The following is an 11255-nucleotide window of genomic DNA, read 5'->3' as shown; positions in this document are numbered from 1 at the left end:
GCGAAACTACTTCGCCGTCGTCGCCATTGCCGCCACTCTGCTCTGGATAAGGTAACTGTCCACACGGCCTAGCGCACCGTCCAATCAGGTCGAGTTTCGAGCTGCGATGAATCTGCGCTCCCTCTCCCGCTTGCGGGAGAGGGGTGGGGTGAGGGTGTCCCCACGATGGGACTATCCGTGGGGAAAGAGCCCTCGCCAAACTCCATTTCAGCCGTAACCATTCTCTCGCTGTTCGAAGCCGAAGCGTAGCGATGCTTCGCCAAAGTCCTCCCTGAGCCGGCCGGGCCTTCTCAGGGCGAGATGGTCTCCCGCGCCGATGTTCACGCTGGAGGATCACATGAAAGTTCTCATCGCTTCGACGCCTGCAACCGGCCATCTCAATCCGCTGCTTGCAGTCGCTCGCGGCCTTATCGACGAGCGACACGATGTTACATTCCTGACCGGCAGCGTGCTGCGGTCACGGGTTGAGGCCATCGGTGCAGGATTCCGTTCGCTGCCCGCCGCCGCCGACCTCGATCTGCGAAAGTTCGATGAGGCCGTGCCGGAGCTCAAGAATATGGAGCCTGGGCTACAATGGCTGCGCGTCGCCCTGGAGCGCATTTTTGTCGATACCATGCCGGCGCAACATGCCGGTTTGCAGCAGCTCGTGCACGAGCTCCAGCCCGACGTCATCGTGGGTGACGACATGTTCTTTGGTGTGCTTCCGATGGCGCTCGGCTCGCGTGCAAATCGGCCTCCGGTGGTGCTGTGCGGGACTTCGGTGCTGCACTCGAGCCGTGACGATGGCGCACCGCTCTTCCTTGGACTTCCGCCCGCAACCACCCAGGCAGAGCGTGACAATTACGCCGTCATCGCCAAGGAATATGACAGTGTGGTCAACGAGCCGGCAACGCGCCGGATCAATGAGCTCCTGGCAGAACTGGGCGCGCGGCCGTTGCCGACAGTGCTGTTCGAGGCCGTTGTGGAACTGGCCGACGCCTATCTGCAGCTATCGGTGCCGAGCTTCGAGTTTCCGCGAAAGCTGCCGTCCACGGTCCAGTTCGTGGGTAGACCTCCGATCATTCCGAACCAGGCGCCGGTGCCGCCATGGGCCGGTGATCTCGACGGCACGCGCAAGGTGGTGCTGGTCACGCAGGGGACGGTGGCCAATCACGATTTCGGTCTTCTCGTCGCGCCGACACTGGCGGCCCTTGCGGACGAGCCGGATCTGCTGGTGGTCGTGACCACGGGTGGTCGTCCGGTCGATGCGATCCCCGGCCCGATTCCGTCCAATGCCCGCGTGTCCAGCTACCTGCCGTTCGAGTGGATCCTTGGAAAGACGGATGTGTTCGTTACCAATGGCGGCTACGGCAGCGTCAATCAGGCGATGAGCTTTGGAATTCCGATCGTGAGCGCCGGTCTGACCGAGGACAAGGCCGATGTGAACGCGCGCATCGCGTGGTCCGGCGTCGGTATCAATCTGGCGACCAATCAGCCGGATCCGCGGGTCCTGCGCGAGGCGGTTCGGACCGTGCTCGAAAAGCCGGGCTACCGCATGCGGGCCGCATCGATGGCCGATGAGTTCGCCAAACGCGATACGCGATCGCTGATCGTCCGCATCATCAACGAAGCGGCGACAGGAAAGAAAGCGCCCGCCCGCCGCAAGGCCGCAGCGGCGTAACTCCGCATCCCGTCCGATCGATATCGCTCAGGGGATCATCGTTGAACGTTGATCCCCTGATATCACAGGCGGTCATCGATCGGCCTGCTGAAGGAATTCGAGCGTCCAGTTTACGCCCGTCGGGTGAAAATCGAGGTTGCCGCTGCCGTTCAGGGCGCGGGGCACGATCTGCTCGATCACGACGCGGCCGAAACCTTGCCGTTGCGGCGGCGTCACGGCGGGGCCGCCCTTTTCCGACCACGAGAATCGAATGCGGTCGTCCGCGTCCTCCGCGTGCCAGCGGATCACCACCTCGCCGCCGGGCGCCGACAACGCCCCATGCTTGGAGGCATTGGTCGCAAGCTCATGCAACGCCAGGCCCAGATGCTGCACGGCGTCGGGCTTGAGGACGATCGCCGGGCCATCCGCGTCGATGCGCCCTGAATTGGCTTCATCGAAGGGCCGCATCTGTGACGACACCAGATCGTGCAGCGAGGAGCCACGCCAGCTATCCCTGACCAGCAGATCATGACAATGCGCCAGCGCCTGCAGCCGCTCGATGAAGCGCGTCTGGTACTGCTTGACGTCCCCGGTATATTTCGCGGTTTGGTTGGCGACCGCCATGACGACGGCGAGCAGGTTCTTGGTGCGGTGTGAAAGCTCCTCGACGATGAAGCGGGTGTGCTCCTCGCGCCGCTTCTGCTCGCTGATATCGATATGGGTGCCGATCCAGCGATACACCGTCGAGGTCGCATCCCGGAGCGGGATCACCCGGGTCAGGAATGGGCGGTAGCGTCCGTCCTTTCCGAGCAGCGACAACTCCATTTCGAGTGGCACGCCCGCGCGCAGCGATTGCGCCCAGCGGCTCTTGACCTCCGGCTGTGAGGCAGGGGAGAGCAGCGCCTGCCAGTCATGCACGCTGCCGGCTTCCACGGGCACGCCCGTATAGTCGTACCATTGGCTGTTGATCCAGAAGATCCGGCCATCAGCGTCCGCCATCCAGACCAGTTGCGGAATGGCATCGGCCAGCGTGTGAAACTGCCGTTCGCTGGCCAGCAGTGCGGCTTCAGCGCGCTTGCGTTCGGTGATCTCTTCGGCGGCGACGTTGACGCCGATGACGTCGCCGCGCGGTCCCCGGTGCGGGTGCCAATAGGTGATCCACGTGCGGTCTTCGACCTGGTCGGGACGCTGCCCGGCCACCTCGACGCCGATCACCGGTTCGCCGGTCGTCATGATCGAGCGGACGATGGCCTCGACTGAGTCGGCCAGCGCAGGCACGCATTCGCGCACCGTTCGTCCAAGATGCCCTTCGACGGAAATGCCGCATATTTCGGTCAACCGCTGGTTGATATGCAGATAGCGGCAGTCCGGCGACAGGAATGCGAGCCCGATCGGCGCAGTGTCATAGATCAATTGCAGTGCGGGCTGCTCGGCAAACGGCAGGCCGGCCAAGGCGAGGCTCGGCAGATCCGCCTGCGGCTGGTGGCGCGCATCATTGGGCACCGGATGCCTCGTCAGTGCTTCTCTGTCCGCCGCCACCCCCGCTGGCGACCAGCCTACACCGGCCTCCCGGCCCTGTGTCAACTGATCCCGCCGCATGCATTCTGTGCTTTCAAGTTGTTGAAAATACATACAAAGTTCATTCCTGCCGGACGGGGATCGCTGGCCGCCTGAAGATAGACGGATAGCTTCATGCCGAGAGCGCAGTACTCGCCGTTGGAAAATAGTGTATCCGCTGTTTCGACAGCGCGGCCGGACCTCTGTTCCCGCGCCACAAGAGCATAAGTTTCTTCGGAGGAAGTTTTCATGTCGGCTCTGCCACTCTCGGGCATCAAGATTCTCGACCTGACGCGTGTGCTCGCGGGTCCCTTGTCGGCGCAGATGCTGGCCGATCTCGGCGCCGAGGTGATCAAGATCGAACGTCCCGGCACCGGCGACGACGCGCGCGCCTTTGGTCCGCCTTATCTGGAGGATCCCGAAGGCAAGGAGAACAACAACAACTCGTTCTATCTCTGCGCCAACCGCAACAAGAAGTCGGTCACGGTCAACATCGCGAAGCCGGAGGGGCAGGAGATCATCCGCGAACTCGCCAAGGGCGTCGACGTGATGATGGAGAACTACAAGGTCGGCGATCTCAAGCGCTACGGGCTCGATTACGACTCGATCAAGAAGATCAACCCGCGCATCATCTATTGCTCGGTGACCGGCTTCGGCCAGACCGGCCCCTATGCGCCGCGCGCCGGCTATGATGCGATCTTCCAGGCGATGGGCGGGCTGATGAGCGTCACCGGCCATATGGATGGCGAGCCCGGCGCCGGCCCGATGAAGGTCGGCCCCTCCATCGTCGATTACATGACCGGCATGAACACCTCGATCGGCATCCTGTCCGCGCTCTACCATCGCGATGCGAGGGGCGGGGAGGGGCAGCATGTCGATGTCTGCCTGTTCGACACCGTGATCGCTTCGCTCTCGCACTACGCGCAGATCTATCTCGTCGACGGCAAGACACCGCCGCGCCGCGGCACCTGGGGCAATGGCGGCATGCCGGCCGGCGTGTTCCGCTGCACCGACGGCGAACTGATGCTGGTGGTCGGCAACGATGCGCAGTTCGAGCGCACCTGCGCCGTGCTCGGCGAGCCCGAACTCGCCAAGGACCCGCGTTTCGTCAAGAACAACAACCGCGTCGTGCACGGCAAGGAGATCATGGCGATCTTCGCCGGCCTGTTCCTGAAAAAGCCGGTCGCCTATTGGCTCGAGGAGCTGGAGAAGGCCGGCGTGCCGTCCGGCCCCGTCAACGATTTCGCGCAGATGTTTGCCGACGAGCATGTCCGTTCGCGCGGCATGGAGATCAAGGTCGACCACCCCTTCGAGCATTCGCTGTCGCTGATCCGCAACGCGCTGACGTTCTCGGCCACGCCAATCAAGGACTACCGCGCACCGCCGCTGCTCGGCGCCAACACCAAGGAAGTGCTGTCGGGCGAGCTCGGTTATGACGAAGCCAAGATCGAGGGCCTGAAGGCGAAGGGGATCGTTTAAGCGTTGCGGCGGAGCGTAGCCCGGGTGGAGCGAAGCGCAATCCGGGATCTGTCGAGCATCGCGCGGGCTTTCCCCGGGTTACGCTTCGCTCCACCCGGGCTACGGCCGCTGGGGAGAGATGGGCGCCCGTCGATGGCCGCCAAACGGCATATTGTGCCGCGAAATTGAAAGACAGATTTCGTCGCTGGGTATTTAATAAGCTCGTTTGTATCTGTAATTGTGAGGGGAGAATGACCGATGCAGCTCGCTCGCTCCGCTTTACCTTTACTTGCGGCGCTTCTTGCAAGCCCAGCCATTGCGCAATCCTTTCCGCCAGGATCTGCGGTTTATAACTGGCATTATACTTGTCCCACCAACAACCAAGACGGCACTTGCCGGTTTTCGATTTTGGCGGCGAGCTACTCGGGAAATAATGTCGCCGACGTTCAGGCCGTGCTGGCCTATCAAACGGTCGGAGCGCAGCAGATTCCGTTCTACCATTTCCGGATCACATTCATGGGCAACAAGAAACCGGACCTGGTGATGATCCAGGCCAATGCTGCGGTTTCATTTGCAGCGTACGGCATGGCCCAGGCCAGTGGCACGGGTCCGATTGCTTCTGACACTGTCTCTGCGTTGAATTAGCGTGTGATCCGATCAGATTGAAATCCAGCCGCAATGAAGCTGCGCTCCCTCTCCCGCTTGCGGGAGAGGGCTGGGGTGAGGGTCTCTCCGCGAAAAGAAAGAGATTATCTTTGCGCGGAGAGAGCCCTCACCCGGCGCTGCGCCATAGCCGAAGCTCCGCTTCGGCGTTCTCCAAGGACGGCCGCCGAAGGCGGCCTGTGCCTCTCCGCTTGCGGGGGAGGTGAAGCCAATCCGCTGCCGATTCAACTTGATCGGATCGCGCTCTTAGCGCGCGTCGCGCGCGAGCATGCGCGCCGGCGCCTTGCTCGCGGCATCGCCCGTCGTCAGCGCCATCGCTGCGACCGATACCACGCGCGCGATGATCCCTTCGACGTCGTCGACGTCGCATTTGCCTTCCGACAGCTTCGTCAGCCGCTCGCTGTCGCGCACCGTCTGCTGCGCCATGGCGAGTGCGAAGTGCAGGCCCCAGTAGAGTTCGACATCGCTGTGCCCGGGGAGCGAGCGCCGCATCGCCGCGATGAATTTGCGCAAGTGGTCGATCTCGCGGTTTCGGATGCGGCGGATCGGCGGCACGGATTCGATCGAGACCCGTATCATGAAACGTGCCGCGGTGGAGCGCTGGTTCTCCGGACCCAGGCAGCCGCGCAAGGTCGGGCCGACAAGGGCGCGCAGTATCGCATCGATCGAGGCCCGCTCACCGCCTGCTTCCTCGGCGGCCTGCAATAGTCTGAGCCGTTCGCGGTTGAGCTGGATGCTGCGGGTGACGAACAGTTCCGCGATCAATTCATCCTTCGAGCCGAAGTGATAGTTCACCGCGGCGAGGTTGACGTTCGCCTCCGCGACGATGTCGCGCAGCGTGACGTCGCCGAAACCGCGGTCGGCATAGAGCCGCTCGGCGGCGGCGAGGATGGCGGTACGGGTCTGGTCGCTGGGCATGGCCTTCAGCCTTTTCCGTCATTCCGGGGCGCGACGCAGTCGCGAACCCGGAATCTCGCGCCGTAATCTCTGGATTCCGGGTTCAGCCCTGCGGGCTGCCCCGGAATGACGAAAGGCGCAGAGGGAGTTGCATTTCAAACATTTGTATGAAACTATCGTTTGAAGGCCGGAAAATGTCAATCCGCTGATATGCGCGATCGGCGTTCCGGCACGCCACATTCATTGTCGTCCGTGCTCAGGCCTTGCGGTGCGCGGGCGGCGAGAAGACAGTGCGGCCCAAAGTCTAGGAAACGAGGAGCGTCCCATGGATTTCACGATGTCGGACAAGCAGAGGGAATGGCTGAACCGCGTGCAGTCGTTCATGACCGCGCATGTTCGCCCGGCGGTGCCGATCTACAAGAAGCAGGACGAGGAGGGGCCGCGCTGGAAGGTGATCCCGATCCTTGAAGACTTGAAGAAGAAGGCCAAGGCCGAGGGCCTCTGGAACATGTTCCTGCCGCCGTCCTCGCATGATGACGACGAATTTCACGGCGCGGGATTGACCAATCTCGAATACGCGTTGCTCTCGGAAGAGATGGGCCACATCACCTGGGCGTCCGAAGTCTTCAACTGCTCGGCGCCCGACACCGGCAACATGGAAGTGCTGTTCCGCTACGGCACCAAGGAGCAGAAGCGGCAATGGCTGCGGCCGCTGATGGACGGCGAGATCCGCTCAGCCTTCCTGATGACGGAGCCCGCGGTGGCCTCGTCGGATGCGACCAACATCGAGACCCGCATCGAGCGCGACGGCGATCACTATGTGATCAACGGCCGCAAATGGTGGTCGTCGGGCGTCGGCGATCCCCGCTGCAAGATCGCGATCCTGATGGGCAAGACTGATCCTTCGGCCGCCAGGCATCAGCAGCAGTCGCAGATCCTGGTCCCGCTCGACACCCCCGGCATCAAGGTCGAGAAGATGCTGCCGGTGTTCGGCTTCGATGACGCGCCGCACGGCCATGCCCAGGTGCTGCTCGAGAACGTGCGCGTGCCGGCGTCGAACCTCCTGCTCGGCGAAGGCCGCGGTTTCGAGATCGCGCAGGGCCGCCTCGGCCCGGGTCGCATCCATCACTGCATGCGCACCATCGGCAAGGCCGAAGAGGCGCTGGAGAAGATGGTGAAACGGCTGATGTCGCGCACCGCCTTCGGCAAAAAGATCATCGAGCACTCGGTGTGGGAGCAGCGCATCGGCGAAGCCCGCACCAATATCGAGATGACGCGCCTGCTGTGCCTCAAGGCTGCCGACATGATGGACAAGGTCGGCAACAAGTCCGCGCAACTCGAGATCGCCATGATCAAGGTTGCGGCGCCGAATATGGCGCTGAAGATCATCGACGAGGCGATCCAGGCCTATGGCGGCGGCGGCGTGTCCGACGATGCAGGCTTGGCGAAGGATTATGCGGGCATCCGCACGCTGCGGTTGGCCGACGGTCCGGACGAGGTGCATAATCGCGCCATTGCCAGACTTGAACTTCGGAAGTATGCAAACACTACGCACTAGAGCATGATCCGGAAAAGTGGACACCGGTTTTCCGACCAGATCATGCTCAAAAGTCGAGAGAAAATTCAGGCTGACGCAGTCAGCCTGAATTAGGGAACGCCCAGATGGCGCTCCCCAAGAAGAGTGAGGGAGCGTCATCGTGGCGGACGGCGTCAGGAAGGACGAAGAATTTTCCGGGACCCGGGAAGTCGAGGAACGGCATCGCATCGACGAGGCAAGCCTTGCCCGCTGGATGCAGGAGCACGTTGAAGGGTTTCAGGGACCGCTGAAGGTCCTGCAATTCAAGGGCGGCCAGTCCAACCCGACCTATAAGCTCGAGACGCCCGGTCGCGCTTACGTGATGCGGCGCAAGCCGTTCGGTAAGTTGTTGCCATCAGCGCACGCGGTCGATCGCGAGTTCCGCGTGATCGCCGCGCTCGGCAAGCAGGGCTTTCCGGTCGCGAGGGCCTACGCGCTCTGCACCGACGACTCCGTGATCGGCGCCACCTTCTACGTCATGTCCTTTGAAGAGGGCCGGGTGTTCTGGGATCCGACGCTGCCGAGTCAGACGCCGGAGGATTGGCGCAAGATTTTCACCAGCAAGATCGAGACGCTGGCGAAACTCCACGTCTTCAATCCCGAAGCGATCGGGCTCGGCGATTTCGGCAAGCCCGGGAATTATTTCGCGCGCCAGATCGATCGCTGGACCAAGCAGTACCGCGCGTCCGAGACGCAGCACATCGAAGAATTCGAGAAGGTGGCCGAGTGGCTGCCGAAGACGGTGCCGCAGCAGGAGCGGGTCTCGATCGTCCACGGCGACTACCGCCTCGACAACATGATCTTCCATCCGACCGAGCCGCGGGTGCTGGCGGTGCTGGATTGGGAATTGTCGACGCTCGGCGATCCCATGGCCGACTTCACCTATCTGTTGATGCAATGGACCATGTCGGGGCTTGCCGACGCCGATCTCAAGGCGCTGAACATTCCGAGCATGGAAGAGGCTGCGCAGATCTATTGCAACGTCACCAACATGGCGGTGCCGGATCTCAACTGGTACTTCGCCTATAATCTGTTCCGCCTCGCGGGCATCACGCAGGGTATCGCCGGCCGGATCCGCGACGGCACCGCCGCGAACGCGAAGGCGATCGAATCAGCCAAGCGCACGGTGCCGCTGTCCAAGGCATCCTGGGAATACGCGCAAAAGGCGGGCGCAACGTGAGAGAAGATAGTGTGGCGCGACCCCTTCGGATCGCGCCACGTTGTAGCCGAGCCTGCCCGTCCAATCCGACCCGGTAGCTGACTTGGCGCTTTCCCCGAACGTACGCGGAAGCCTGTTCATGGCGGTGGCCACGGCGGGCTTCACGGTCAACGATGCGATCACCAAGTTCGTGTCAGCGGAGATGAACTTCGGCCAGGTGATGCTGGTGCGGGGTGTGTTTGCCATTGGGCTGATCACGGCGCTGGCATTCCACCACGGCGCGATGCGGTCGTTTCGGACGCTCCTGGTCAAGCCGGTCGCGCTGCGGGTGACCGGCGAAGTCGGCGGAACGGTCTCCTACCTTGCGGCACTCTCGCATTTGCCGCTCGCGAATATCTCCGCGATCCTCCAGGCGCTGCCGCTGCTCGTCACGCTGGGCGCCGCGCTGGCATTCGGTGAGCCGGTCGGCTGGCGGCGCTGGCTTGCGATCATCGCCGGCTTTGTCGGCGTTCTCATCATCGTTCGCCCTGGCGCCGAAGGCTTCAACCAGTTCGCGCTGTTCGCCTTGATCTCGGTGGTCTTCTGCGCGTTGCGCGATCTCGCGACCAGACAGATCCCGGCGCAGATTCCGTCGCTGTTCGTCACGCTGCTGACAACAGTCACGGTGACGACGACTGGCGCCGTCATCCTCGTCCCGCTCGGCGGCTGGACCCAGCCATCCGCCGGTGCGCTCGGCTTGCTGGCGATGGCTGCGGTTCTTGTCCTGATCGGCTACCAGTGCGTCATCATGGCGCTGCGCACCGGCGATATCTCCGCCGTGGCGCCGTTCCGCTATCTTGCGCTGCTATGGGCCATGCTGCTCGGCTATCTCATCTTCGGCGACGTGCCCGACGCCATGATGATCACAGGTGCTGCGATTATCGTCCTGTCCGGACTCTACGCCTTCTACCGCGAGCATAAGCGCAAACGCCCGGTGGCCGCAGGCGCATCCGGCCTGCCGCCGGATGGGCTGTGATCGAGATTACGCGCCGTCAGGCGTAACTGCTAAAATCAGTCGCGTTCGAAGATATTGGTGCCAGGGTAGGCTAGCGCCCTCAGCTGAGGTCGTACTGTGGTCCGATTCCGCTTTTGCCAGGCCGTTGAGCGTCTCTTCACAGGCAGAATTGCTGTCCCAATTTTCGCGTCGTCGTGCAGCGATATTTTGTTTTATGCTCGGTGTATAATCCGCGCGCTGTAACTGGTTGACGAAAACCTATGCATTCGGCTGATCCACGCATGTTGGTCCTCAGCGTGCCAGACTAGATTCGAGACGCGCACCGGCACGACTTATCAGTGCGAGGTTATCGCGTGACGTTAAACCCAAACCGCTGCAGCCTGATCCTGCCCGTCGTCACCGAAATGTGGTGAGGACCCTGACGCATGCAGGCGTTTCCAGGGGAGGAAAGCTCATGAGCCTCAAGCAAATTGCAATCGGCATTTGGGCAATCGCCTGCCTCATCGGGGCCGTAATGTTTCTGCCAGACGTTGGCCAAGCACAGGATGCGAAGGTAAAGGCGGCGATGGACCTTTTGGAGTCGAAGGCGAATAAACTAGGTCCACCAAGGATCGAAGGGACCGACGCGGTCGCCGGCAAGGCGGCGCCTGCCATCTATTTTGGCTCAACCAAGATGAATAACAATTTCGAGCTGGTTGACGAGGTCGTAAAGCAGGCTCAGGGGACCGCCACGATCTTCGTGAAGAGTGGAGACGAATACGTTCGCGTCGCCACCAACGTGAAGAAGGATGATGGCTCGCGAGCGATTGGAACGATTCTGGATCCGAAAGGCAAAGCCATCGAGTCCATCAGGGCAGGTGACGCGTTCTATGGGGAGGTGGATATCCTCGGAAAACCTTACATCACAGGGTACAAGCCGATACGGGATTCTTCGAATAACGTGATCGGAATCTACTATGTGGGTTATTTGAAGTAGTCCGTCCCTTGACCCCGTCGACTGTGCGTTGCCGGAGTACCCAAAATGCGACTTAGAGGAGGGCGTTAGTCGGCTGCTAGTACCTCGTCACAGTGATTATGACTCTTTGGAAGTGTCGGGATAGGCGCGGCCCATTTTGGCGCGGGCCTTGTCTGTCGTGAACATCCATTTGATGCGGGAACGTGCGGCATTTCTCTGTCGTTCCCAGGCAGCGATTTCGCGGCGCAGTCGCTTGGGGTCGTCGATCCTGCGATCGAGATGACCTGCCACTGAACTTTCATCCAGCAGCGGTTAGAGTCTCAGGGTTTTGTACGCCAAGTGGCGCGGGTGGAGCAA

General features: G+C 62.0%; 10 protein-coding genes and 1 pseudogene. 7 read left to right on the top strand and 4 right to left on the bottom strand.

Annotated features, from left to right (window positions below; genetic code table 11):
• The first annotated feature begins 337 nt into the window (after positions 1–337).
• The gene (locus AAFX91_RS33275; RefSeq protein WP_394569384.1) at positions 338–1660 is read left to right on the top strand and encodes a glycosyltransferase; all 1323 of its coding nucleotides are present in this window, start codon (positions 338–340) and stop codon (positions 1658–1660) included.
• A gap of 72 nt (positions 1661–1732) precedes the next feature.
• Here the strand turns inward: AAFX91_RS33275 and AAFX91_RS33270 are convergent, their stop codons facing one another.
• Together AAFX91_RS33270 and AAFX91_RS33265 are read right to left on the bottom strand one after the other, a co-directional pair.
• Positions 1733–3142, bottom strand: a complete 1410-nt coding sequence (locus AAFX91_RS33270) for a PAS domain-containing protein (RefSeq protein WP_394569383.1) — start codon at positions 3140–3142, stop codon at positions 1733–1735.
• Between the two features lie 77 nt (positions 3143–3219).
• A complete protein-coding gene (locus AAFX91_RS33265; protein WP_130581371.1) occupies positions 3220–3447 on the bottom strand; it encodes a hypothetical protein in 228 nt (75 codons plus the stop codon).
• On the opposite strand from AAFX91_RS33265, the gene AAFX91_RS33260 reads away from it, so the two are divergent.
• Both AAFX91_RS33260 and AAFX91_RS33255 read left to right on the top strand, forming a co-directional pair.
• A complete protein-coding gene (locus AAFX91_RS33260; RefSeq protein ID WP_394569382.1) occupies positions 3446–4675 on the top strand; it encodes a CaiB/BaiF CoA transferase family protein in 1230 nt (409 codons plus the stop codon). The two genes, AAFX91_RS33265 and AAFX91_RS33260, sit on opposite strands and share 2 nt — an antisense overlap.
• 237 nt (positions 4676–4912) lie before the next feature.
• The gene (locus AAFX91_RS33255; protein ID WP_394569381.1) at positions 4913–5299 is read left to right on the top strand and encodes a hypothetical protein; all 387 of its coding nucleotides are present in this window, start codon (positions 4913–4915) and stop codon (positions 5297–5299) included.
• 264 nt (positions 5300–5563) lie between these two features.
• Here AAFX91_RS33255 and AAFX91_RS33250 read toward each other — a convergent pair whose 3' ends face one another.
• The gene (locus AAFX91_RS33250; protein WP_394569380.1) at positions 5564–6235 is read right to left on the bottom strand and encodes a TetR/AcrR family transcriptional regulator; all 672 of its coding nucleotides are present in this window, start codon (positions 6233–6235) and stop codon (positions 5564–5566) included.
• A 304-nt stretch (positions 6236–6539) separates the two neighbouring features.
• On the opposite strand from AAFX91_RS33250, the gene AAFX91_RS33245 reads away from it, so the two are divergent.
• The 4 genes from AAFX91_RS33245 to AAFX91_RS33230 all read left to right on the top strand — a co-directional run bounded on the left by AAFX91_RS33245 (position 6540) and on the right by AAFX91_RS33230 (position 10919).
• Entirely contained in the window at positions 6540–7772 is a 1233-nt protein-coding gene (locus AAFX91_RS33245) for an acyl-CoA dehydrogenase family protein (protein ID WP_394569379.1), read from the top strand.
• A gap of 139 nt (positions 7773–7911) precedes the next feature.
• Positions 7912–8970, top strand: a complete 1059-nt coding sequence (locus AAFX91_RS33240; RefSeq protein WP_394569378.1) for a phosphotransferase family protein — start codon at positions 7912–7914, stop codon at positions 8968–8970.
• A gap of 82 nt (positions 8971–9052) precedes the next feature.
• Positions 9053–9964, top strand: coding sequence for a DMT family transporter (locus AAFX91_RS33235; RefSeq protein WP_394569377.1), 912 nt, complete (start codon positions 9053–9055; stop codon positions 9962–9964).
• Between the two features lie 433 nt (positions 9965–10397).
• Entirely contained in the window at positions 10398–10919 is a 522-nt protein-coding gene (locus AAFX91_RS33230; protein WP_282532672.1) for a Cache 3/Cache 2 fusion domain-containing protein, read from the top strand.
• Positions 10920–11015: 96 nt separating this feature from the next.
• On the opposite strand, the pseudogene AAFX91_RS33225 reads toward AAFX91_RS33230, so the two are convergent.
• Positions 11016–11177 (bottom strand): annotated as a pseudogene (locus tag AAFX91_RS33225) (IS630 family transposase); the annotation flags it as partial.
• Positions 11178–11255 lie beyond the last annotated feature (78 nt).

This window comes from Bradyrhizobium sp. 31Argb, assembly GCF_043638955.1.
GTDB lineage: Bacteria > Pseudomonadota > Alphaproteobacteria > Rhizobiales > Xanthobacteraceae > Bradyrhizobium.
The sequence above is the reverse complement of the archived record's forward strand: the minus strand, read 5'-3'. Positions and strand labels throughout refer to the sequence as shown.

Excerpts from the sequence above, each read along its gene's own strand:
- AAFX91_RS33250 (WP_394569380.1), bottom strand. The coding sequence starts at position 6,235 with ATGCCCAGCGACCAGACCCGTACCGCCATCCTCGCCGCCGCCGAGCGG.
- AAFX91_RS33255 (WP_394569381.1), top strand. The coding sequence starts at position 4,913 with ATGCAGCTCGCTCGCTCCGCTTTACCTTTACTTGCGGCGCTTCTTGCA.
- AAFX91_RS33260 (WP_394569382.1), top strand. The coding sequence starts at position 3,446 with ATGTCGGCTCTGCCACTCTCGGGCATCAAGATTCTCGACCTGACGCGT.
- AAFX91_RS33265 (WP_130581371.1), bottom strand. The coding sequence starts at position 3,447 with ATGAAAACTTCCTCCGAAGAAACTTATGCTCTTGTGGCGCGGGAACAG.
- AAFX91_RS33245 (WP_394569379.1), top strand. The coding sequence starts at position 6,540 with ATGGATTTCACGATGTCGGACAAGCAGAGGGAATGGCTGAACCGCGTG.
- AAFX91_RS33230 (WP_282532672.1), top strand. The coding sequence starts at position 10,398 with ATGAGCCTCAAGCAAATTGCAATCGGCATTTGGGCAATCGCCTGCCTC.
- AAFX91_RS33275 (WP_394569384.1), top strand. The coding sequence starts at position 338 with ATGAAAGTTCTCATCGCTTCGACGCCTGCAACCGGCCATCTCAATCCG.